At 44.2% G+C, this 23,339-nt stretch carries 18 protein-coding genes; 11 read left to right on the top strand and 7 right to left on the bottom strand.

Translation table 11 applies throughout. The features are described from left to right. Positions 1-337: 337 nt before the first annotated feature. Complete coding sequence (locus BCU34_RS07070; protein WP_102479899.1) at positions 338-3,508, bottom strand: HD domain-containing phosphohydrolase; 3,171 nt, start codon at positions 3,506-3,508, stop codon at positions 338-340. Between the two features lie 449 nt (positions 3,509-3,957). Here BCU34_RS07070 and BCU34_RS07075 point away from each other — a divergent pair, with 449 nt between their 5' ends. From BCU34_RS07075 to BCU34_RS07095, 5 genes are all read left to right on the top strand, one after another. Continuing rightward, positions 3,958-4,929: a tripartite tricarboxylate transporter substrate binding protein gene (locus tag BCU34_RS07075; protein WP_054547685.1), complete on the top strand. Its 972-nt coding sequence runs from the start codon at positions 3,958-3,960 to the stop codon at positions 4,927-4,929. 247 nt (positions 4,930-5,176) lie between these two features. Beyond that, positions 5,177-5,677, top strand: coding sequence for a tripartite tricarboxylate transporter TctB family protein (locus BCU34_RS07080; RefSeq protein WP_102479901.1), 501 nt, complete (start codon positions 5,177-5,179; stop codon positions 5,675-5,677). Between the two features lie 10 nt (positions 5,678-5,687). Next, the gene (locus tag BCU34_RS07085; protein ID WP_050650611.1) at positions 5,688-7,208 is read left to right on the top strand and encodes a tripartite tricarboxylate transporter permease; all 1,521 of its coding nucleotides are present in this window, start codon (positions 5,688-5,690) and stop codon (positions 7,206-7,208) included. 192 nt (positions 7,209-7,400) lie between these two features. Then, positions 7,401-8,168 carry a sulfite exporter TauE/SafE family protein gene (locus tag BCU34_RS07090; RefSeq protein WP_102479903.1) on the top strand — a complete coding sequence of 256 codons (768 nt, stop codon included), beginning with the start codon at positions 7,401-7,403 and terminating at the stop codon, positions 8,166-8,168. Positions 8,169-8,346: 178 nt separating this feature from the next. Then, positions 8,347-8,538, top strand: a complete 192-nt coding sequence (locus tag BCU34_RS07095; RefSeq protein WP_065583598.1) for a hypothetical protein — start codon at positions 8,347-8,349, stop codon at positions 8,536-8,538. Between the two features lie 102 nt (positions 8,539-8,640). On the opposite strand, the gene BCU34_RS07100 is transcribed toward BCU34_RS07095, so the two are convergent. Then, positions 8,641-9,054, bottom strand: coding sequence for a VF530 family DNA-binding protein (locus BCU34_RS07100; RefSeq protein ID WP_017055242.1), 414 nt, complete (start codon positions 9,052-9,054; stop codon positions 8,641-8,643). A gap of 403 nt (positions 9,055-9,457) precedes the next feature. On the opposite strand from BCU34_RS07100, the gene BCU34_RS07105 reads away from it, so the two are divergent. After that, complete coding sequence (locus BCU34_RS07105; protein ID WP_102479905.1) at positions 9,458-10,606, top strand: HD-GYP domain-containing protein; 1,149 nt, start codon at positions 9,458-9,460, stop codon at positions 10,604-10,606. Positions 10,607-10,732: 126 nt separating this feature from the next. Here the strand turns inward: BCU34_RS07105 and gnd are convergent, their stop codons facing one another. From gnd to BCU34_RS07130, 5 genes are all read right to left on the bottom strand, one after another. Then, positions 10,733-12,181, bottom strand: coding sequence for a decarboxylating NADP(+)-dependent phosphogluconate dehydrogenase (gnd, locus tag BCU34_RS07110; RefSeq protein WP_102479907.1), 1,449 nt, complete (start codon positions 12,179-12,181; stop codon positions 10,733-10,735). Between the two features lie 29 nt (positions 12,182-12,210). Continuing rightward, positions 12,211-12,927 (bottom strand): 6-phosphogluconolactonase, encoded by a 717-nt coding sequence (pgl, locus tag BCU34_RS07115; RefSeq protein WP_102530507.1) that lies wholly within the window; start codon positions 12,925-12,927, stop codon positions 12,211-12,213. Further along, positions 12,924-14,426: a glucose-6-phosphate dehydrogenase gene (zwf, locus tag BCU34_RS07120; RefSeq protein WP_029405316.1), complete on the bottom strand. Its 1,503-nt coding sequence runs from the start codon at positions 14,424-14,426 to the stop codon at positions 12,924-12,926. The genes pgl and zwf overlap by 4 nt, the downstream gene beginning before the upstream one ends. Before the next feature lie 410 nt (positions 14,427-14,836). Further along, a complete protein-coding gene (locus tag BCU34_RS07125; protein ID WP_019820707.1) occupies positions 14,837-15,532 on the bottom strand; it encodes a response regulator in 696 nt (231 codons plus the stop codon). A gap of 69 nt (positions 15,533-15,601) precedes the next feature. Continuing rightward, positions 15,602-17,254 (bottom strand): sensor histidine kinase, encoded by a 1,653-nt coding sequence (locus tag BCU34_RS07130; RefSeq protein WP_102480709.1) that lies wholly within the window; start codon positions 17,252-17,254, stop codon positions 15,602-15,604. Between the two features lie 617 nt (positions 17,255-17,871). Here BCU34_RS07130 and BCU34_RS07135 point away from each other — a divergent pair. The 5 genes from BCU34_RS07135 to BCU34_RS07155 all read left to right on the top strand — a co-directional run bounded on the left by BCU34_RS07135 (position 17,872) and on the right by BCU34_RS07155 (position 23,145). Beyond that, positions 17,872-18,099, top strand: coding sequence for a hypothetical protein (locus BCU34_RS07135; RefSeq protein ID WP_009846577.1), 228 nt, complete (start codon positions 17,872-17,874; stop codon positions 18,097-18,099). A 213-nt stretch (positions 18,100-18,312) separates the two neighbouring features. Then, a complete protein-coding gene (locus tag BCU34_RS07140; RefSeq protein ID WP_102480708.1) occupies positions 18,313-19,758 on the top strand; it encodes a TolC family protein in 1,446 nt (481 codons plus the stop codon). 3 nt (positions 19,759-19,761) lie between these two features. Next, positions 19,762-20,736, top strand: coding sequence for an HlyD family secretion protein (locus tag BCU34_RS07145; protein ID WP_048659461.1), 975 nt, complete (start codon positions 19,762-19,764; stop codon positions 20,734-20,736). Between the two features lie 7 nt (positions 20,737-20,743). Continuing rightward, on the top strand, positions 20,744-21,967 hold the full coding sequence (locus BCU34_RS07150) for an ABC transporter permease (protein ID WP_102431177.1): 1,224 nt from the start codon (positions 20,744-20,746) through the stop codon (positions 21,965-21,967). Next, positions 21,964-23,145 (top strand): ABC transporter permease, encoded by a 1,182-nt coding sequence (locus BCU34_RS07155; protein WP_102431176.1) that lies wholly within the window; start codon positions 21,964-21,966, stop codon positions 23,143-23,145. The genes BCU34_RS07150 and BCU34_RS07155 overlap by 4 nt, the downstream gene beginning before the upstream one ends. Positions 23,146-23,339 lie beyond the last annotated feature (194 nt).

The raw sequence follows: 23,339 nt of genomic DNA on the forward strand, positions 1-23,339 counted from the left end.
CGTGATTCACCGTGAAAGATGAAAAGTACTGAAATTCAATAATTTGGAAGGTGAAGTGATGGCTAAAAGGTATGTAATTTAGAACTTTTTTAGTTTTTTATTGATTAAATTACCAGGTGAATTACCAATTAATATGGGTTATCGCACGATAAATCGTTACGTCAAAAAATAGGATTTTTTTTCATCGTACTTTTGTTGCGAACTTATTCATAAATGCCGATGTTACATAAAAAAAGCGCACCAATTGGGTGCGCTTTTAAGTCCTAGAAGGTTAAAGGTAAACCGTGTATTCACCTAATTTGCATCGAGTAGCGAAGCACCTTTTAATTTCGGGGTATTAAGCAGCTGCACTTTTCTGGAGATATTTCGACAAGTCGACGCTGTCTATTTGCTCTGGCTTCAAATAGGTTTCAGCGTATCGAATGTGGGTCCCACTGGTTAAGAACAGCCTAAACAGTTCAATATCGATATGCTCATCCAGCGCCATTTTGTGCATGATGTCGACAGCAACACTAATTGGCTTCGCTTTCTTGTAAGGTCGATCGGCAGCGGTTAACGCCTCAAAGATATCTGATATCACCAGAATGCGTTCTGGGATTGAAAGGTCGTCACCAGTCAACTTCCTTGGATAGCCTGTACCTTTAAGGGTTTCATGGTGAGTCGACGCATAACGAGGCACGCGGCTTAACTCTTTCGGGAATGGTAAGTTCTCAAGCATCTTAATCGTAGCAAGCATGTGCTCGTTTATCTTAAATCTGTCTTCAGCAGTCAATGTGCCGCGTGCAATACTCAAATTGTAGACTTCGCCTAGGTTGTATAAATACTCAGGCACATCCATTTTAATTTGATGTTTCGGGTCAAATTCTAACGGCCTATCTCTTTTCACTATATGCTCTGGTTTATCACTTAACAGTGGCTCTGTCGCTGGCAAGCCTGAACTCGGTGCTCGATTCAACGCCTCTATCGGTGATAGACCAAGTTGATCATCAAAGTTACGCGTCCAAGTCGTTTCAGCTATCAAGCGAATACGAGCAACTTTGTCATCACTCATGAATTCACCACCAACATTAGACGTCGCGATAAACTCAAAATCATCTTGTAGCTTCTGTTGCGCTTCAGCCAACTCTGTTTGGATTTGTTTGTTCGCTAGCTTGCCTTCAAGCTGTTTCGTTAATGCTATTATTTCAGCATCACGCCACAATACCTCAAATCGAGTTCTCACCTCGTGAATTCGGTTGTAGTTGGCCTCAAGCTTCGTACCTTTATCGACGATGTGTTCCGGCGTTGTTATTTTTCCGCAGTCATGCAACCAAGCCGCAATTCTAAACTCACGGCGCTCATCATCATTTTTAAACTCAAAATTTTTAAAATGATCAGATTGTGATTTCTCAGCCACGTCAGCTAGCATCAAACCTAGCTCTGGTACACGGTTACAGTGCCCAGCCGTATAAGGGGACTTGTCATCGATAGCTTGGGCGATAAGCTTGATAAACGACTCTACAAACGCCTCTTGCCTCTGTTCATGTCGTTTAAGCTCCATTGCCATTTCTTTTACAGCAACAGATAACTCCCACACTTCTTTAATACGAGTATTAAGCACAGCTACGTTGTCATAGTCACGCAACTTAACCTTGTGAGTCTCTTTCTCTAATTGGCGAATAGGACGTACTATCGGTGCACCAAAGACCCAAGCCACAGGCAAGGTTAAACTCATCAGTAAAATCGTTACACCAACAGAGGTTGCTAGACGCTTATTGACTGTACTGAAGACTTCAGATTCGGGAATCAATACCGCAAAATACTCAGAGTAGTGTTCGCCCGTGTCTATTTTCTTTAAATAGAGATGCTTAATCTCACCATTCAACTCGACCCTTACCATACTACCTTCAACCGTTGCTTCCTTAGTCAAATCATAAAGTTCAGTATAAGGAACCGTCGTATTCGTATTAAAGCCGGTATCATGCAGCCACTTTTTTGCTAAGGCATCAAGTTGTTCACCACTTAACTTGCTGATAGCTTGATCAATAATTGGAAGCAATTGTTTATGCTTGCTCTGCAGCACCAAATGGAATTGATTTGAGTAGTTCTGTTTTAGATCTTCTAGAGTCCCATTGACAACAAGGCCTGGCTGGAAAAACCTATCTAATGCAAACGAGAGTACGGGTTCAGCTTCTAAGAAAGCAAAGTTCTCTTCGCTTTCAATTGAATTAAATGCAGACTCTAGGTTTTCAAATTCAACTAAATCAATGTTCGGAAAGTCCTCTCTTAACTTAGGAATAATTGACCACCCAGATAAAATGGCAACTTTTTTACCCTCAAGCTCGGCATAATTAGTGACAACCTTCGCACCGACCCTTGTCACGACAGAAAATGGCAATTCATAAATTGGAGTCGTGTATAGGCCATCTATGCCATTATTTTTATAATTTTGAATCGATTGCAGGCCATCAATACTTCCTTCTTGAAACTTACTGACAAGCTCGCCCCAAGAGAAACCATTAACAAATTCAAACCTGATCCCTGTCATCTCACCAATCATGTTAAGAAGGTCTATCGCATAGCCGTTTGGCTTTCCCGCCACTGAAAAGTCCATCGGCCCCCAATCATTTTGATTAGACACTAACAGCGGAGGGGTATCGTTAACCAAGGTTTGTTGTTCAGACGATAGCATCAATGTGGATACATCAAACTCCAATTCCTGATTGTTAACCTTGAGGTTAGACGCAATAATATTACCCGATTTCGAATATAAGAAAGACTCAACCTTACTGTCTTCTGCTAAACCAAGCGCCGTACCTGAGAGTTTGCTAGCCAAAGAAGACAACACAATATCAATACCAATCACATGTTGAACTTCAGATTCGATTTTCGCATCAAACGCTAAAGAATAAGTTTGCCCGGTAATTTGTAAATGCTGAAAAAGATATGGCTGAGTTTTTTCGACCGACTGAACATTGGCAGAAACATACCAAGGCCTGGTTGTTGGAAAGTAGTTGCTCTGCTCCGTAGTTGAGTCTCTTAGCGTAAACTCTTGGTCAAAATATTTCGTCGTACGGACGCGCTCCTCCCCTCTATTATGAATCTCAACCACAACCCAACGGTCCGTTTGTTGTGCATCGATTTTCTCTCTAACGACAGGGGCAGACTCTAGATTAATAATTTGGAAGAAGTTTTCATTGGATGAGCCAATGTAAATACTATAAAAGAGAGGGTTATCTTTAATGGCTTCAGAAAGAATACTACGCGACTCTTCTTTTGATATTTTGTTACTGATAGACCGTTTCACTGAAGCAAGTAAACGCGCGGTGTTGGCTGCGTCAGAATCAACCGCGCCGATATAGTTACTCAACTCTTGGGACACCATCGTCAACTTGGATAAGGTATTCTCAGTCGCCATTTTTTTACTGAAGTAATATTGCAGTGAAACCGCAACAACAGCGGTAAGAAAAGTCGCGAGTAAAAACATTCCTCCAACAGTAAATCGTAAAGAAATTTTTTTGTCTGTCATTATTCGATCCTTGAATAACCACTAGCCCAGAAATGTAACATGCCAGCAGTATTTATATTATTACAGTAGCATAACCAACCTAGCAACACATTATTCCATATATCCAAGATCGTCTCTCCATATCACTCTTTGCGTCACAATTAGTTCCCTCTTTGATGATACATAGCTGTATAAAGCGACCAACAGTCAAAAAATTGCTCACATAAACTCAAGGAAAACCTAATTATTATGGCTGGCAGAATCCTATAGCCACGCCACTGTGAACTTTATGAACAATATTATTCCAATGTTCTTTATTCTCAATATCGCCGCATTACAGACATTTCGTTAACACACCGTTAACTTTAGTTGCATCTGCTAAGCAATGTCCTACTCATCTGTTTAGTAGCTGGAAATAAAACATAAGTTTCTCTCCATTGAAGAGATACCCTACATAAGGAACGTGAACCATGTTCAAGGCACTGAAACCTACTCTTGCGGCTTCTATCATCGCAGCAACCTTTTCTTTCAACACTTTTGCTGCTGACGTAGAAAAAATCCACTTCCTAATCCCTGGCGGCGCTGGTGGCGGTTGGGATATGACAGCTCGTGGTACGGGTGATGTATTGGTCAAATCAGACATCGTAGAAAATGTCTCTTTCCAAAACTTATCTGGTGGCGGCGGCGGTAAAGCCATTGCACACCTAATTGAAACGGCTCAACGCCAAGAAGACACGCTGATGGTGAACTCAACACCTATCGTTGTGCGCTCTCTAACGGGTATTTTCCCACAGTCTTTCCGTGACCTAACACCTGTTGCTGCAACCATTGCCGATTACGGCGCAATCGTGGCTTCTGCAGATTCTAAATACAACACGTGGGAAGACGTAGTAAAAGAATTCGAAGCAAACCCTCGTAAAGTAAAAATTGCTGGCGGTTCAGCTCGTGGCAGCATGGACCACCTTGTAGTTGCTGCGGCGTTCAAGGGCGAAGGTTTTGATGCGAAAAAAGTTCGCTACATTGCCTACGATGCTGGCGGTAAAGCGATGGCGGCACTGCTTTCTGGCGAAACACAGCTGCTTTCTACTGGCCTTGGTGAAGTGCTAGAGATGTCTAAATCTGGCCAAGTAAAAGTGCTTGCTGTGACGGCGCCAAAGCGTCTTGACGCTGCACCTAATATCCCAACACTGACTGAGTACGGCAACGAAACCGTATTCGCTAACTGGCGTGGTTTCTTTGCAGCACCAGGCACAAGCCAAGCGAAGATCGACGAATGGAATGTAGCGCTTGGCAAAATGTACAAAACCGATGAGTGGCAAGTGGTTCGTGACCGTAACGGTTGGATCGACAACTACAAAGCTGACAAAGATTTTTACGCCTTCCTAGAAGATCAAGAAAAACAGATGGGCGACCTAATGCGTGAGCTTGGTTTCTTGAAATAACCAACAACCATAGAGGGCTTATGTGCCCTCTTACTCTTTCCTTGTTTCGCCGTACATGAGTTAACTTCAAACTCCTTTGTTTATTCGTAGACGTATTACTAACGCTTGCCGATTCGTTGTAAACGCAAGTGGCTGATAAACCAGTACCGTAATTCGCTTACCTTTGGTTAGTGATCCCAGACATTCTTCATTAACTCGCTCATGTACGGCTTTTTTACTATTTATACCACCCCAAATGGAGTTGGATATGTCGGACTTACCAACCAAATTTCTGAGTAAGGAATCTTTGCTTTCAAAGGATCGCATCGGAGCCATGATCTTTATGCTGGCGTGCTTGTGCTATGGCTACCAAACCACGCTAATTCCTTTGTTTCCCGGTGACGAGTACGAACCCTTCACAGCAAGAACATTACCTACCCTGTTGACGTTTATCGGCATTGGCCTTTCGTTGATCCTGCTTATCACAGGACAACCGGATAAGAAAGTCACATGTGACACAACGCCGTTGAACTGGAAACTGCTGATTGGATTCTTGGTGTTAATGGCACTATACGGTGTTGGGCTGACTTATCTTGGCTTTGTTTTAGCAACCAGCTTCTTCTTACTTGCAGGCTTTTACCTATTGGGTGAGCGTCGTAAAACTGTTTTATTTGGCGCGTCGTTTCCTTTCGTTATCGCGTTCTTTCTTTTATTAACTCAAGGCTTAGATATCTACCTAGAGCCTGGTTTAATCTTCACTCTTTGGTAGGGATAACATTATGTTAGACGGAATTTTACAAGGACTTTCTACCGCTGTGATGCCAATGAACATCATGATGGTAATCGTAGGCTGTTTCGTTGGTACCTTCATCGGGATGCTCCCGGGCCTAGGTCCAATCTCAGCCATTGCTCTGATGATCCCTATCACTTACGGCCTAGACCCTTCTTCTGGCTTAATCTTGATGGCTGGTGTGTACTACGGCGCGGTATTTGGTGGCTCGACGTCATCAATATTAATCAACGCTCCGGGTTGTTCTTCAACGGTAGTAACCGCGTTTGATGGCTACCCGATGGCTCAAAAAGGGCAAGCAGGTAAAGCACTTGCACTCGCGGCTTACTCTTCTTTCACTGGCGGTACACTTTCAGCGATCATGCTTTTAATTGCGGCTCCGGCTCTAGCAAGCGTGTCATTGAGCTTCCAGTCTTCTGACTACTTTGCATTGATGCTATTAGGTCTATCGGCTGTAGCGGCGTTTGCAGGCCCAGGACAGGTTATCAAAGCGTGGATGATGACTATCTTAGGTTTGATGCTTTCAACGGTAGGTATCGATAAAGGGGTTGGCGTTGAGCGTTTCACATTCGGCTTAACGGATCTGATGGATGGCTTCAGCTTCCTATTATTAGCAATGGCAACGTTTGCACTGGGTGAAACCTTAATGGGCATTCTTAAGCCTGAGCAAGACAACAGCGCTGAAGAAAGCAAAAAGATGTCCGATATTGGCAGCATGAAAGTGACCAAAGAAGAGATCAAAGAAGTCGCACCGGTTTCGATTCGTTCTTCGATTCTAGGCTTCTTTACCGGCGTACTTCCAGGTGCTGGCGCAACTATCGCTGCTTTCTTAAGTTACGGCATGGAGCGTAGCCTTGCACCGAAAGACAAACAGAAAGAGTTTGGTAAAGGCAGTATTCGCGGTCTTGTTGCTCCAGAATCGGCAAATAACGCAGCATCAAGTGGTTCATTCGTTCCGCTACTGACGCTGGGTATCCCGGGCTCTGGTACAACAGCTATCATGCTAGGTGCATTAATCGCTTATGGCATCCAACCGGGTCCTCGTCTGTTCGTTGAGCACCCTGATGTATTCTGGTCGGTAATCATCTCTATGTACTTTGGCAACATCGTACTGGTTATCTTGAACCTGCCTTTGATCCCTTACATTTCTAAGCTATTAGCGGTACCAAGAACGGTTCTACTGCCAATGATTATCTTCTTTTCAATCACAGGCGTGTACCTAGTATCTTTCAACACCATGGACGTATTTGTGATGTTACTAGTGGCGATGGCAGCAATAGCATTAAGGCTTGCCAACTTCCCACTCGCTCCATTATTGCTTGGCTTTATCTTAGGTGGCTTGATGGAAGAGAACTTAAGACGCGCACTGATGATCAGCGACGGAGAACTCAGCTTCCTATGGGAACGCCCAATCACCATGACCTTCACTATTCTGGCGGTATTGGTTCTGTCTAGCCCGATTCTGGTTAAGCTGTTCAAGAGCTTTAGAGCAAAACCAGTAGAAGTGTAAAGCTCGACCAAATCAACTGAACCTAAACGAAAGGAGCCATTGGCTCCTTTTTTCATTTAGCTAGTCAATTCAAACCAACAGTTAAAGATGGTAGCAAACTCACAAACTCGCACTTTCAAGACGCACAGCTCTGATATTCATAACAAATTCAAGTAAGGTAACTCATCAGTTAACGTATTGGATTCTAAAACTATGGATTGGTTGGTTCTCTTCTTGTCAGGCGTGATTGGTGGTGTGCTTAACTCTATTGCTGGTGGAGGCAGCTTCATCACTTTCCCTGCTCTATTGTTTGCTGGTGTTCCACCAATAGCAGCCAACGCGACCAATACCTTTGCATCGTGTGCAGGCTACATCAGTGGTGCTTATGCGCTGCGCCACGAAATTCAATCTGGTACCAAACAGCTTAAACTGACCATTGCTCTATGTGTGATTGGCGGTGGCATAGGTGCTTTCTTACTGCTGCACACACCAGAAGCATTGTTTACTCAATCCGTACCTTGGTTACTGCTTTTTGCGGCATTGCTTTTCACCTTTGGTGGCACGCTCAATAAATGGCTGAAACAAGCAACAGCAAAACACAAACACGCCACCAGCGCTGGCGTCTTCTTTTCCGCTTTATTGCTTTTGATTGTATGTATCTATGGTGGATACTTTAATGCCGGACTAGGAATCGTCACATTGAGTTACCTGGCTTTGGCTGGTTACACCAATATCAACGTGATGAATGGCATCAAACTGCTTGTATCCGCTTGTGCATCACTTGCGGCAATCGTGTTTTTTATCGTAAATGGCTCGATTGATTGGCCATCAGGCATGGCCGTTTTAATGGGGACTTTGGTTGGTGGCTATTACTCAGCAAAAATCTCTCGCCGCATCCCACAACATTATGTTCGTAACACAGTGATCATCGCGAGTTTCTTAATCACCGCTTACTTTTTCTATACTAACTGGGAAACATAGCGGAAAAACTGACTCTCAGATTTCCTATTTTGCTGCTTATAAAATAGCCATAGCTATATATGTGAGACGAGTCCTTTAATTAGTAAATTTGATAATAATTTAGACTGTTTTTTAGCCTTTATTTTGCCAAAGGTGGGATAATTCTCCTGTCGAAAGTGATACTTCATTAGGAGGCGTTATGAACATTAAACTCGGTCATGTCATGTCATCAAGTCGACTCATTTGCTTTGTCGCTTTTCTTGCTGCCACATTCGCGTGGATCCTAAAAATGCCCGCTCTGTTTTCTGTGTCAGCGCTATTCTTACTGGTCAGTGCGATCGTTTATGTCACCGATCTTTGGAAGAATCAAAGAAAGAACCGCGAAGCTTAGCCATTTACGGTTTAAATCGAACGAATTAAAAAAGGAGCTCATAGGCTCCTTTTGTGTTTTTCGCTTATCTAATTAGGCGTATTAATCGTCGACGCCTTCTTGTTAACGACGGAAGTTACGACCGTTACCGCCACGGCGCTCTTTAAATGCAGACGCAGCTTTAGCTTGAGAAGCCTGGATAGACTCAACCGTTAATTCCATTGGCTCACGAGGTTCTAAACCATGACGGAATGTACGTGAACGCGGAGGCATCTGGTATTCGATGTCTGATGCTTTAGGCATACGCTTAAAACGGTAAAGGTAGAAGTTTTCAACCTTCTCACGAGCCCATTCCGTCTTCTTCAGATATTTAACAGCGCTTGCTACAGTTGGCTTTGTGTTAAAGCAGTTCATACGCATTGCTGCGTCCAAAATTTCCCAACCATAATGATCCACTAACTCAGTGATCATGGTCTCAAGCTTTAAGCCGTGTAGAGGGTTATTTTGTTGCAGTTCGATTCTTTCTTCTTCAGTCATAACATTACCTTTTTCAAGGCAGCTCACGGCCTTGAATATACTCTAGAGCACCGTCATCACTGACCGCTTCTAGCTCAATCACTTAGGCATTACATCCATTGCCCTTATTTATGCCTTTATGATGGCATAAAGCATGTACGTTATCCTATTTATCTTTTCATTTAATTTCAAAATGGTCACTTAACGCCTGAATTATCATCAAGCTCTTTCCCTTTCCTCTGATTCCGGAACCTACAAAAGTACCAGTTAACAAAAATGAAGGTAATGCAATGAAATAACCATTTATCTCATAATGATATTGCATTTTATCAGAACGCAATGCTATTTTTAATAACGATACTAAAAACAAAAAATAATCCCGAATAAACAATGATATAACTATAAATAAAGGTTAGCTTGTAACATGTTTGACTACTCCCAGCTCAACAGAGTAGCCGCTCAAGATAAGGACATTATCGCCATTGTTGATGACCTTTTCCGGCTAGCTCGTGAACATTACCCCAGATTATCTCGGCTTTCGGTAGTGCTATGCAGCGAAAACAGAGCATCGAATTACTTTGTTTCAGACACGCTGTGCCAAGAAGCAGAACATCGCTACCTAGAACAAGAACTAAAACCAGAATCAGCTTTGTCTCGAATGGCTGAATCTCTCGACACTCGAATCATCCACGATCTCGCCTCAATCAAACCGACCAAGCAAATTTCACACTTACTTCAGCTTGGACACCAAAGCAGCTATACAACGCCTATTCACTATCAAGAAAGTAATCTTGGATTCGTGTTTATCAATGCATCGTCAACGGGCTTTTTTGCTAAGGAATATATCCAGTGTGATATTGCCTACATCTCTCAGCTTATCTCGAGTTTGTTTGTTCAACTGTTTGAAAGGCAACGTCACTTTCAGTCGTCATTAGCCATCGCGCTAAACATGGGACACGCTCGCGACCCTGAAACCAAAGAACATCTGATTCGTATGGGAAAATACAGTGAACAGATCGCCAGAACGATGTCCGAGAGTAATAATGAAATCACACATCAGTTCATTCATCGTATTCGTTTATACGCACCCTTCCACGACATAGGAAAATATCGAATCCCAGATAACGTGTTATTCAGCTCCGGTCGTTTCTCAGCAGAAGAAAGAGCCATCATGAATAATCACACCTTATATGGTGAAGAGATGATTAACGATGTGGTGTCCCTCTCCCATCATTGCTCTATGTGTTCTGATGAAATTCAGTTCATTAAGAATATTGTGCGTCATCACCACGAGCGATTTGATGGCTCTGGGTTACCTGATGGTCTGAGTCATACTGCGATTCCACTTGAAGCACGAATTGTAACGCTCGCGGATGTGTTTGATGCGCTGATGAGCAAAAGAGCTTACAAGCACGCATGGTCACTGGATGAAGTCATGGTATACATTGAAGCGCACAACGGTTCGATGTTCGACCCTGAATGTGTTGAGGCGCTTAAACAAAACCTAGACGGCTTTCTGGCAATTCGGGAGCAATACACCGACGATGTAAAACCCCAGCCCATGATGGCTTGAGATATAAATTCTTTGTTATCTAGATCGAATAGAGCGCAAACCAATAAAAAAGGATGCCCATTGGCATCCTTTTTTCTATTTACAGCTTAAAGAACAAACACGTTCTTAACTGATTCTAACTAACGATTATACGTCGTAAGTTGTAGAAGCAGTGTCGCCGCCAGTACCAGTCCAGTTTGTGTGGAAGAATTCACCACGTGGACGGTCTGTACGCTCGTAAGTGTGAGCACCGAAGTAGTCACGTTGAGCTTGAAGCAGGTTCGCTGGTAGACGTGCCGTTGTGTAACCGTCTAGGAAAGATAGCGCAGAAATCGTGCATGGCATTGGGATACCAGACTCTAGAGATTTCGCTGCTACTTTACGCCATGCTACTAGGCTGCCTTGTAGGATGTTTTTGAAGTACTCGTCAGAACCTAGGAACGCGATGTCTGGGTTTGCTTCGTACGCATCACGGATGTTGCCTAGGAATGCAGAACGGATGATACAACCACCACGCCACATTAGTGCTACGTTACCGTAGTTTAGGTCCCAGCCGTTTTCGTTCGACGCTTCACGCATTAGCATGAAACCTTGAGCGTAAGAAATGATCTTAGAAGCCAGTAGAGCTTGACGTAGTGCATCAACCCACTCTTGCTTATCACCTTCAACTGGAGTGATTGTTTTCTCAAACAAAGCTTCAGCTTCAACACGTTGGTCTTTAAGAGCAGACAGGCAACGAGAGAATACAGACTCAGAGATTAGAGTTAGTGGGATACCTAGGTCTAGTGCGTTAATACCAGTCCACTTACCAGTACCTTTTTGGCCTGCAGTGTCTAGGATCTTCTCAACTAGCGCTTCACCGTCTTCATCTTTGTAGCCAAGGATGTCAGCAGTGATTTCAACTAGGTAGCTGTCTAGTTCAGTCTTGTTCCAGTCAGCGAATACTGCTTGCATCTCGTCAGCAGACATACCTAGGCCATCTTTCATGAACTGGTATGCTTCAGTGATAAGCTGCATGTCACCGTATTCGATGCCGTTGTGTACCATCTTAACGAAGTGACCAGCACCGTCGTTACCAACCCAGTCACAACAAGGCTCACCAGCGTCAGTTTTTGCAGAGATACCTTGGAAGATTGGCTTAACCGCTTCCCAAGCTTCAGCCGCGCCACCTGGCATGATTGAAGGACCGAAACGAGCACCTTCTTCACCACCAGATACACCAGTACCGATGAAGTGGATGCCTTTCTCACGACAATGCGCTACACGACGGTTAGTGTCTGGGTAGTTAGTGTTACCACCATCAATGATGATGTCGCCTTCGTCTAGAAGTGGGATTAGGTTTTCGATGAACGTGTCTACAACGTCACCAGCACGAACCATAAGCATCACTTTACGTGGTACTTCTAGCTTCTCAACTAACTCTTCTAGAGAGTAAGCACCAACGATGTTAGTACCTTTAGCTGGGCCTTCTAGGAACTCGTCTACTTTAGCAGCAGTACGGTTATGAGCCACAACTTTGAAGCCGTGGTCGTTCATGTTTAGGATAAGGTTCTGACCCATTACTGCTAGGCCAATTACACCGATATCACCTTTCATTATTTATATCTCCTTGCGGCTAGTCGCACTTATGCGATAGCACTTGCTGCATTTGAATCTAGGAACCACTCTGTTTCGCCAGTTTTAGACTGGATTTTCGCTGCCGGGTAAGGCAGCTCTGAAGCAGGAGTTGTATGAATTTCTTTAACGATCTCAACTTTACCTGCACCTAGTACTAGGTAGCTGATTCGTTTTGCTGCTTCTAAAACTTTCGCTGTTTTAGAAACACGGATTTGACCAGACTCCGGATGAGAAGCCAGTACAGACAGGTTCTCATCTTGGTAATTGGTTGCACCCGGGAATAGCGAAGCTGTGTGGCCGTCTGCGCCAACACCCAGCAGAATCCAATCGAAAACTGGCGTGCCGTTTTCTGTTGGGATTACGTCTGCCATCTCTTTTGCGAAACGCTCTGATTCTGCTTTAGGCTCATCTTCACCACGGATGCGGTGGATGTTCTCTGCTGGAAGGTTCACGTTTGAGAAAAGTAACGTATTCGCTTCACCGAAGTTGCTTTCAACGTCGTCTGGTCCAACGCAACGTTCGTCGCCCCACCAAAAGTGAAGGTTATTCCATTGAATACCTTCTGCGTATGGTGCTTGAGCTAAAAGCTTGAAAAGCATTTTTGGCGTGCTGCCACCAGACAATGAAATGTGAACAGGTTTACCCTGCTCGCTGTACGCTTTCATTTCGTTTGCTAGGTTTTCAACGACCAATTCTGGCGTTGCAAAGATCTTGTGATTGATCATAGTTCGCAGTAATCCGTGTCTGTTAAGTTTTTGCATGGGAAACGCCATGCGCGGCCATCACGTTGCAGAAGTTCATCCGCTTCCTGTGGGCCCCAAGTACCACAAGCATAGCCAAACAGCGCTTGAGGATCTTGCTTGAAGTCTAAGATTGGTTGAACGTACTTCCAACAAGCTTCTACTGCATCGGTACGAGCAAACAGAGTTGCATCGCCGTTTAGTGCATCAAGAAGAAGACGCTCGTAAGCCGTTAGCATTTGAGTTTCAGGCAAGTCAGAGTAAGAGAAGTTCATTTTCACTTCTTTTGCTTTGAAGCCTGCGCCCGGCTCTTTCAAACCAAAGCTCATCTGAATTCCTTCATCCGGTTGGATACGGATAATCAGTTTGTTCTCTGGTGCATCTTGACCAAATACTGGGTGTGGCGTGTTCTTAAAGTGAATCACGATTTCAGTCACACGTGTTGGTAAGCGTTTACCTGTACGTACGTAGAAAGGAACACCATTCCAACGCCAGTTATTGATGTGAGCTTTCAAGCCGATGTAAGTCTCGGTACGAGAATCATCCGCTACACCGTGCTCTTCACGGTAACCAAGCAAATGCTGGCCGCGAACATCAGACGCTGTGTATTGACCTAAGACTAGATCTTTACGCAGGTCTTCTTCCTCAAGAGGCTTAAGACACTGAAGCACTTTAACCACTTCATCACGAATAGAATCAGCGTTAATTTGTGCAGGCGGCTCCATGCCCACCATTGCTAGCACTTGTAGCAGGTGGTTTTGGAACATGTCACGAACAGCGCCAGAACCGTCGTAGTATCCGCCACGCTCTTCAACGCCAAGGAACTCAGCACCTGTGATTTCAACGTATTCAATAAAGTTACGGTTCCACAGTGGTTCAAACATCGCGTTTGAGAAACGAAGCACTAGAAGGTTTTGTACCGTTTCTTTACCAAGGTAGTGGTCAATACGGTAGATCTGGTGTTCTTGGAAGTGATGATGGATCTCTTCATCTAACGCTTGAGCAGAAGCTAAGTCGTAACCAAATGGCTTCTCGATGATCAGACGACGCCAGCCGTTCGTTTCATCGTTCAGGCCATGCGCAGCAAGGTTTGCTGGAATAACACCGTATAGGCTTGGCGGGGTTGCCAAGTAGAACAGTGTGTTATGGTTTTCAAATTGGTAGTCTTGCTCAAGCTTATCTAGACGTTGTGCTAAACGAGCGTAGTCGTCTACATCTGAAGTGTTGATCGCTTGGTAATGCAGATGTTCAATAAATGCATTCAGCGTCTCTGGCTCAGTTTTTTCCATTTCCTGAAGAGACTTCTTCAGCTTCTCACGGTAAGACTCATCGCTGTACTCAGTACGGCTCACTCCAAGAATCGCAAAGGATTCTGGTAGTTGATTGCTAGCATACAGGTGGTACAAAGCAGGAATTAACTTACGGTAAGTTAGATCTCCCGACGCACCAAAAATAACGATGCTGCTGTTTTCAGGTATTACCATCATCTTTCCTATAAAAACAAGGTTTTTAGTATTCGCCAAAGGTATCAGCGACATACGAAAATAGATAATAGGTCTTAACTATTACATCAATAGTAAGCGCCTATTAAATTTGAGAATGCGTTTGGTAAACGAGGGTGAAAGCTATCACCTCTATTCGGGACAGTATTGTCTATGACTATTTGATTTACATCAACCACTGTGAAAGCAATCGATTAAATATTGACTTATTTCGAACAAATTCTAATCGATAGCTCAGTTCATTAGGACCGAGGGAGAAGCAAATCGGCATTCTCAAACATTGTAGTCAAGAAAGAACGGTATCTGGTCGGCGGAGTGGGCAATGGGAAAGGGAGAGAAAGGAAAAACCAGCTTATTCAACTGGCTTTATATTTATTTTGATGGTGTCGTGTTTATCTTTGCGCTTTGTTGTAGCAGCGTTCCGGGCGACCTACAGTACCGTAATTCAAGTCCGCGACTAACTCACCCGTCGTGATCAAGAATTCTAGGTAACGTCTGGCAGTGGTTCGGCTTGCACCAATGCGCTCACCCGCTTCATCAGCCGTAATATTCGTCGCGTCAGCTTGTTGAAATATCGCACGAATCTTATCGAGCGTTACACCATCGATTCCTTTAGGTAACGTCGATACTTTAGCCGAGTCTGCTTTCGCATTGGCTTGCAGCATTTTATCAACCAAACCTTGGTTCAAATCCGACACACTTTCAAATTCTTGCTGCTGTGATTGGTACTTTTTCAGCGCCGCTTCCAAGCGAGGAAACATTACAGGTTTTAGTAGATAGTCGACCACTCCGCCACGCATTGCTTGCTGCAAAGTGTCGACGTCGCGTGCCGCGGTAATCAAGATAACATCACAGCCTTGATTGCTGCCGCGAACGTGATTGAGAATATCGAGCCCGCACCCGTCCGGCAGATATACATCCAACAAAACCAAATCAGGCTTTAAGATGTCTAATTGCATAAGCGCTTCAGACTGTGTGGTGGCAATGCCGACCACGTCAAAGCCACCCATCTGTTCTAAATAACGATGGTGCAGCTCTGCAATCGCAATATCATCTTCAATGACCATGACTCTCGTGATTGCGTTCATTTATGTTCTTCCTTTAACCATGCTTTTTCCGTCACGATGATCTTCGCAAGATCACTTCGTGCTTAATTATTATTGTTCTTCTTTTGGTAAATAAACCGTCATTCGTGTACCAAAATCGTGGTTGCCGACCATTTCCAGCTGCCCTTGGTATCGGTCTGCCAGTTGCTTTATCAGATACAAACCTACACCGCGATTTTGCTTCGCTTTGCTCGATACGCCTTTTTCGGTGAGTGCTTTGGTGGCCAAGTCTTTCGGTAAACCACACCCTTTATCTTCTACTTCTACGATAATTTCATTACCAAAATCACTGATTGAAACTTCAATCACCCGACGAGCTGGAGCAATTTGCCCTTCTTGCTTAATAGCCGTCATAGTGGCGTCAAAGGCGTTATCGATCAGGTTGCCAAGAATGGTGACAACGTCATCCGCATTCAGCCAGCTAGGCAGCGCTTGAAGTCTTGAGCCTTCTTCGACCTTGAGCTCTAAACCAATTTCTCTCGCACGCTCCGTTTTACCAAGGAGCATACCTGCAATGAGCGGGTCTTTAACAGTTTCACGCAAGAACTCGATAAGGCTTTGATAATGTTCTGTTTCTTGGCCAATCAGTTGTTGTACCGAGTCCAACTCGCCCATCTGGATCAAGCCACTGATGGTGTTAAGCTTGTTTTGATGTTCATGGGTTTGTGAACGGAGTAGATCTGCATACTCTTTAGTTTGTGAGAGTTGGTCTGTTAAATCGTTGATCTCGTCTCGCAATCGGAAACTGGACACCGCCCCGACCACCTCACCAGCCACTATAATCGGGCTTCGGTTAGCAATGATTCGCTTATTGTTTAAGTACAACTCAACGTCGTGGTCGGTATCGCCTGTTGATAGCAGTTGCTCTAAATCACTACCGGGCAATACGTCAGAAAGGCGCTGTTGATTGAGTGCTTTATCTCTGTCTATCGATAAAATATCGCAGGCACTCTTATTAATTGACCGTAAAATGCCGTGCTTATCGATACTCAGAATACCCTCTTTCACGGTACTCATGGTTACATCTAACTCAACATACAGTCGGCCTATCTCTTCAGGCTCAAAGCCTAAAATAGCGCGCTGAAAACGACGAGATACATAGCTCGAAATCAAAGCATTGACCGCAACCACCAGCAACGCCATCACAATCAAAAAGGCTAAGTAAGGTTCGATTCGATCTTGCAAAGAATCCAATAAGTAACCAACTGACACCACACCAATAACGGTACCTTGGGTGTCTTTTACCGCGGATTTACCACGAACTGAAAAACCAAGCGACCCTTTGGCTGTCGACACATAAGACTCACCCAATACCAACGCTTTTTGGTTATCGCCACCACGCATGGGTTTACCGAGCCTGTCATCATAAGGGTGAATCAGGCGGATACCTTTATCATCTCCCACAACGATAAACGCTGCGCCAATGAGCTGAGTAAGGTTACGAAACTTAACTTGGGTTTCTTCAGACAGAACGTAGCGAACGCCATTAGGATCCAACGTTCCATTTTCTTGAATAATGCTGGTGACAAGCGGCGATTCAGATAGAAATTCAGCAACACCTAACGCTTTCAAACCCATCTCTTGCTCTTGAGATTGTTTGATGTAATAAAAACCAGCCGCTGCAAGAATCAAAAGTTCAACGAGGCCAGTGACCGTCATGATAATCAGTAACCTTTTACGGAAACTGATACTGCTCCATTTCATATTCCACCGTCCCTAGTGTTAGACGATCAATGTTAACACCAAGTTAATCGCATGACCTTTCTAGGGACGTGAATTTGTGACTGCTACTCAACTAAATAATTGAGCAGATTGTTAATTGATAATCCTTTACGTTGTTCATTTCGATTAATCGTTCATTTTTAGAACGGATTAGCTTAAAAACCAAAATAAACGAATAAATATTGAGCTAGATCACTAAGCTTTTAGGTGTTTTTTAGGTTGTTTAAAATAAATACAATTATAATGGTTGCATATGAAGGAGTTTATTGTTGCCAAGCTATACGTTGCAATTTTAAGACAGCGCTTTAAGCCGGAATTTCGGTTAACAGAAAGGCAACAACTCTTCACTCACTGGACGTATCGATAAGTAAAAGTTACTCGCTCGCCGTTACGAGTGATGGACAAACGGATTAAGTATTCTCCCCTATTCATCCATCGCTATTTCACACTCGGCTAGCCAGACAACGATGAGGTGACTGATAAAAGCAGCACCCAATAACAAAGCATTGATGAGCAGGAAGTATCGATCAGTGGCAACGTCCAATAGAAACAGGATAAAAAACATAACGTATAAACATTGTTGAAAAGGAAACCAGGCAATGAAACGCGATAACTTTGGAATTTGTCTTACTAAGACTATGCTGTTCAAACACTTACAATCGACTTTTACTCACGTAAGAGCCTATGAGAAAGATGGCACCTCCCCTCTCGATCTCAAGGTGTTGTTAGCATTCCCGCAAATGTCAGGTAGAGATTTATTACAAACAATGCAAGGTTCAAGACAATTGGTATGGCGCGCCGATCACCATTGTCCTAGCTTTAAATAAGCCGCTTCATTTTGTAAAACACTTCTATACTGAACTTAAAGAGCACGCGTTATCGTGCTCTTTTTGTTTCTATGTCGACAACAATTAAACCCTTAATAGCATTCACATTATATTAACGAGCGGCTATGCTAATTGTTCATATGAGGTAATCTGTTCAAGACAAATGATTATCCCCCTGTTAACATTAGAGCTAATACTCTAATTTGGTATTTAATGCAGATGACCAAACCGACATTCCGACGCCTTGCGATTGCCAGTATTCTTATCGGTGCTATCAGCTCGCCAAGCTATGCTGCTCCGCTCACTTTTTCTGAGGCGTGGCAAATACTCCAAGAGAACAACAACTCTCTTGCGGCTCAACAAGCCAACGTTGAGCGTTATCAACACCTTCAAAATGCAACCGGAAGCCTCAACCTACCTTCTGTCACTCTCGGCGCGAACTACACTCACCTTGATAGTGATGTGACTATCAATGGCGAACAGTTTTCAAACAGTTTGAGTGGCGTACCAAATTTGGGAGCTATCGGGGGGATTCTTCAACCTATATTAGGTGGCGTTACCTCAACGATCACCGAGCAAGATATCTTCAGCTCATCCATTCGTGCGGTGTGGCCTATCTTTACTGGCGGACGAATTACCGCTGCGCAAAATGCTGCAGAAGGCAAAAGCGAAGAAGCGCAGAGCCAGTTATTGATGGAGAAGCAAGCTCGCTACGAAGACTTGAGTAAATATTACTTCTCTGTGATCTTAGCGGAAGACGTGGTGAGAACGCGTCAAGCCGTCGAAACAGGCTTAACTCAACACCGTGATTTCGCCATCAAGCTTGAACAGCAAGGACAAATCGCACGAGTAGAACGCCTACAAGCCGATGCTTCTTTAGATAAAGCGATTGTAGAGCGCACGAAAGCTCAGAACGATCTCAAGATTGCTCAACTAGCACTGACTCAGATCCTTGGTCAAAATGAAAGTGTAGAACCCTCAGAGCAACTGTTTATCAATAAGAACCTGCCTCATATGGACGTGTTCATTGACCAAACTCTCATGACCTACCCCGGCCTTAAAATTCTTGATGCAAAAGAGAAACAAGCAAGCAGCTTAATTAAAGCCGAGAAAGGTAAGTACTACCCAGAGGTATACCTTTACGGTGACTACAGCCTGTATGAAGATGACTCTCTAGCCAGTGAAATGAAACCCGATTGGTTAGTTGGTATTGGTGTAAATGTGCCGTTGATTGACACTTCAGGCCGTTCCGACAAAGTCGCTGCGGCTCACAGTGCCGTATCGCAGGTTCAATTCCTTAAGTCGCAAGCCAAACAAGACTTAACCGTGTTGGTACAAAAGACCTACCTTGAAGCAAACCAAGCGATTGAAGAGGTTCAAGGACTCAACTCTAGCTTATCGTTAGCTCAAGAGAACCTATCACTTCGCAAAAAAGCGTTCACTCAAGGCTTATCTAACTCGTTAGAAGTGGTTGATGCTGAACTATACCTTGCGAGCATTAAGACACAGCAATCTGCTGCTCGATTCAAATATCTTATCTCTCTCAACAAGCTTTTGGCGCTTACCAGCGAAATGAATGCTTACTCAAGTTACTTAACCTCTTCTGTTACGTCTGATTTCGAATCAAAAACAGACACCGCTAGCCAGTCAAAAGGATAATTCATGAAACCTATCAAGCCCCTTCTTCTATCTATAGTTGGTATCGGCATTATTGGCTGGGTCGGATACAGTTTTTACCAAGCTTATCAACCTCAACCTGTTAAGCTTCAAGGTCAAATTGATGCACAGCAATACAGTATCTCATCGAAAGTGCCTGGAAGAATTGATGAAATATTCGTGCGTAAAGGCGATTCGGTTGAAAAAGGCGAATTGATCTTTTCTCTTCTTAGCCCTGAAATTGATGCGAAGCTAGAACAAGCAAAAGCCGGTCAGAAAGCTGCGGGGGCATTAGCTCAAGAAGCCGAGAATGGCGCGCGTACTCAACAGATTCAAGCAGCTAAAGATCAATGGTTAAAAGCCAAAGCAGCTGCCGATCTCATGGACAAAACTTACCAACGTGTAAACAACCTTTACAACGATGGTGTGGTTGCCGAGCAGAAGCGTGATGAAGCGAAAACTCAATGGCAAGCAGCGAAGTACACCGAAAGTGCTGCGTTCCAAATGTATCAATTGGCGCAAGAAGGTGCTCGTGACGAAACCAAAGTGGCAGCCGCTCAAAAAGCGTTAATGGCGGCGGGCGCAGTGGCGGAAGTTGAAGCTTACGCAAAAGACACACAGATCCACAGCTGGTTTAATGGCGAAGTGTCTCAAGTTCTATTGAGCAGCGGTGAACTCGCACCACAAGGATTCCCTGTTGTGACTGTCATCGACACCAAGGATGCTTGGGCCGTGCTCAATGTGCGTGAAGATATGCTTAAGCATTTCGAGAAAGGCAGTCAGTTTGAGGCATACCTACCGGCTCTGGATAAATCATTAACTTTCCAAGTCACACACATCGCTGTAATGGGTGATTTCGCAACTTGGCGTTCAACAGACGCTGCACAAGGTTTCGACTTACGTACTTTTGAAGTAGAAGCGCACCCTGTCGACACGAGCGAAACACTGCGTATGGGCATGAGCCTAGTGGTTGAACTTTAGGTAACGTATGTCTGCTAACTCTCGATCGATAAGCTCACAATCAACTGAGCATCATAGAACGAAGAATACCTTGCTTAGGCAGTGGGCGATTGTCCGCAAAGACAAATGGTTGTTGTCTTGCCTAACTTGGATCCCTTTGTTGCTTGCTGCCAGTATCTGGCTGATTTTTTCACAAGGAATCGCTCGTGACTTACCCGTTGCAGTTGTCGACCTTGAGCACAGTCAAATCTCGCAACAGTTCACACGCCTTGTTGATGCGTCACCAACGCTGCAAGTCTCTCAGAAATACAACTCTCCGAGTGATGCGGCAAAAGCGATGATTGAACGCGATATCTATGGCTATGTTGTGATACCAAGACACTTCGACCGAGACCTTCTGCTCGGCTTGAATCCGCAAGTGTCTGTGTTCTATAACAGCCAATTTATCTTAATCGGTAAGCTAGTGAACTCTGCGTTGCTGCAGGCTCAAGGGACTTTTAACGCGCAACTTGAAGTCGTGAAACAGCTGTCACACGGCGATACCACGGTGCAATCAGCATTAGGCCAAGCAGTAACAGTGCAAAGCCAGATCACGCCACTGTTCAACAAAAACACCAGTTATGCTCAATTCTTGGTGTCTGCGGTTATCCCTGCACTGTGGCAGATCATGATTGTGGTGGGCACAATATTGGTTTTGACGGCGAACGTTAGAGCTCGTGGCCTTCACGCTTGGTTATCCAACGCCCCTGTGAAGTCACTCGCATCAACATTAACGCCCTACCTTGTCTTGTTTTTGATGTTTGGTATCGCGTTTAGCTTTTGGTTCTATGTGCTCTTAGACTGGCCATTTAACGGCAACTTTGGGGCATTGACCATCGCCCAACTGCTTACTGTGATTAGTTGTATCATCATGGGTTGTTTGTTTTTCTTCTTAACACTTGATCCTGCAAGGGCGATGAGTTTCGCTGGCGCATTTACGGCACCAAGTTTTGCATTCATGGGTATTACCTTTCCAGTAACCGACATGAACACTGCAGCGCAAATCTGGAGAAGCTTATTGCCTGTGAGTCATTACATTGAAGTGCAAACGGCTCAATCCAGCTATGGTTCGAGCGCCGCACAGTCGCTGATGCACCTCACCTCTATGTTTTGGTATGTTATTCCTGCTTTTGTGGTGATCTTATTGATTAAAAAGCACTTAGCGCAAGCAGCACAGTCAACACAAGCAGAGCATAAAGGAGTAAATCAATGAGCTTTACTCAATTGCTGAAGCAAGAACTCCTGGCGGTTCTGCGTAACCCAGTAGTATTACTGACCGTATTTGGTGGTGTGGTCTTCTATTCATTCTTGTACCCATTGCCTTACGCGAATCAAGTGCCTCAACAACTGAAAGCCTCGGTTGTGAACTTGGATAAGAGTCAAAGCAGCTACCAATTAGAACGAATGGTGGATGCCACCTCTCAAATCGAGTTGGTTCGTCGAGACTCCACTATCGCCGATGCTAAACAAGCCGTGCTTAACCAAGAGATTGGCGGATTCCTTGTCATTCCAGAAGACTTCTATAAAGATTTGTTGCTTGGCAAGAGCCCGACGCTTTCTTACGCTGGCGATGCTTCTTACTTTTTAGTCTACGGAACCATTGTTGAAGGGCTTGCCAAGGCAGGTGGCACGTTAGCTGCGCAAGTTAAGGTCAGACATTTGTTAGTCGAAGGGGTGCCTTTAGAGTCTGCAGCCAAAGGCTATAGTGCATTCAGCTTGAACCTAAAACCAACGTTTAACAGTCGCATGGGATACATCGATTACGTAGTCCCAGCCGTCTTTGTGTTGATCCTGCAACAAACCCTAGCCATGGCTTCTGGTTTAGTTGGTGCAACCCAAAACGCTCAATCAACGTTTGGCTACTGGAGTAAAACCTCTCCGGCGAAACTGATTCTTGCTCGTTGTTGTACCTTAGTCGGCATTTATTACCTGTTGTCGATGTACTATTTCGGCGCAAGCTTTTCGATGTATGGGATAAACCTACTCGCCTCAACAACACAGATCTTAACCTTATTACTGCCCTTCTTACTGGCCAGCTGTTTGATCGGGATTTTTATTGGTGAGTTAGTACCACGAAGAGAGTTAGTCACGGTTGTGGTGTTAATCAGTTCAATGCCACTGATCTTTTCTTCAGGTTTTATCTGGCCTGTTGAAATGATGCCACAGTGGTTAGTACTGCTATCGGATCTATTTCCAAGTACCCCTGCGATTCAAGGCTTCTTGGCGCTGAATCAGATGGGCGCTTCCTGGCAAGAAGTAGCACCTCAATGGACGCTGTTATGGGGACAAGTTGTTCTATGGGGTTCGTTGCTGGCACTTAAGCTCTACCACAAATCGAGTAAAAGTGTCGTTATTAGCAGCGCTAGTACCAATAATAGCAACAGCCATTAAGCTGTTTGGCTCATCGAAAACCATTAAAAAGCTCTGCTAAAGAGCTTTTTAATGCCTCCAAGCTTGGTGCACATTAACCGTCGAACGGTTATCAGCCGCCAAAAACATATCAAGTTTTCAAGCTCGCTTCACTCACTGCTAACAGGTTGCGAACGCTTTATTTGAAAATCACATCTCAAGATCCATAGAATCGT

Origin of the sequence: Vibrio sp. 10N.286.45.E10, assembly GCF_002874195.2 — a bacterium.
Lineage (GTDB): Bacteria > Pseudomonadota > Gammaproteobacteria > Enterobacterales > Vibrionaceae > Vibrio > Vibrio crassostreae.

What these genes read in the sequence shown, in the direction of transcription:
- BCU34_RS07070 (WP_102479899.1), bottom strand. Translation starts at nt 3,508, where the DNA reads ATGACAGACAAAAAAATTTCTTTACGATTTACTGTTGGAGGAATGTTT.
- BCU34_RS07075 (WP_054547685.1), top strand. Translation starts at nt 3,958, where the DNA reads ATGTTCAAGGCACTGAAACCTACTCTTGCGGCTTCTATCATCGCAGCA.
- BCU34_RS07080 (WP_102479901.1), top strand. Translation starts at nt 5,177, where the DNA reads ATGTCGGACTTACCAACCAAATTTCTGAGTAAGGAATCTTTGCTTTCA.
- BCU34_RS07085 (WP_050650611.1), top strand. Translation starts at nt 5,688, where the DNA reads ATGTTAGACGGAATTTTACAAGGACTTTCTACCGCTGTGATGCCAATG.
- BCU34_RS07090 (WP_102479903.1), top strand. Translation starts at nt 7,401, where the DNA reads ATGGATTGGTTGGTTCTCTTCTTGTCAGGCGTGATTGGTGGTGTGCTT.
- BCU34_RS07095 (WP_065583598.1), top strand. Translation starts at nt 8,347, where the DNA reads ATGAACATTAAACTCGGTCATGTCATGTCATCAAGTCGACTCATTTGC.
- BCU34_RS07100 (WP_017055242.1), bottom strand. Translation starts at nt 9,054, where the DNA reads ATGACTGAAGAAGAAAGAATCGAACTGCAACAAAATAACCCTCTACAC.
- BCU34_RS07105 (WP_102479905.1), top strand. Translation starts at nt 9,458, where the DNA reads ATGTTTGACTACTCCCAGCTCAACAGAGTAGCCGCTCAAGATAAGGAC.
- gnd (WP_102479907.1), bottom strand. Translation starts at nt 12,181, where the DNA reads ATGAAAGGTGATATCGGTGTAATTGGCCTAGCAGTAATGGGTCAGAAC.
- pgl (WP_102530507.1), bottom strand. Translation starts at nt 12,927, where the DNA reads ATGATCAATCACAAGATCTTTGCAACGCCAGAATTGGTCGTTGAAAAC.
- zwf (WP_029405316.1), bottom strand. Translation starts at nt 14,426, where the DNA reads ATGGTAATACCTGAAAACAGCAGCATCGTTATTTTTGGTGCGTCGGGA.
- BCU34_RS07125 (WP_019820707.1), bottom strand. Translation starts at nt 15,532, where the DNA reads ATGAACGCAATCACGAGAGTCATGGTCATTGAAGATGATATTGCGATT.
- BCU34_RS07130 (WP_102480709.1), bottom strand. Translation starts at nt 17,254, where the DNA reads ATGAAATGGAGCAGTATCAGTTTCCGTAAAAGGTTACTGATTATCATG.
- BCU34_RS07135 (WP_009846577.1), top strand. Translation starts at nt 17,872, where the DNA reads ATGAAACGCGATAACTTTGGAATTTGTCTTACTAAGACTATGCTGTTC.
- BCU34_RS07140 (WP_102480708.1), top strand. Translation starts at nt 18,313, where the DNA reads ATGCAGATGACCAAACCGACATTCCGACGCCTTGCGATTGCCAGTATT.
- BCU34_RS07145 (WP_048659461.1), top strand. Translation starts at nt 19,762, where the DNA reads ATGAAACCTATCAAGCCCCTTCTTCTATCTATAGTTGGTATCGGCATT.
- BCU34_RS07150 (WP_102431177.1), top strand. Translation starts at nt 20,744, where the DNA reads ATGTCTGCTAACTCTCGATCGATAAGCTCACAATCAACTGAGCATCAT.
- BCU34_RS07155 (WP_102431176.1), top strand. Translation starts at nt 21,964, where the DNA reads ATGAGCTTTACTCAATTGCTGAAGCAAGAACTCCTGGCGGTTCTGCGT.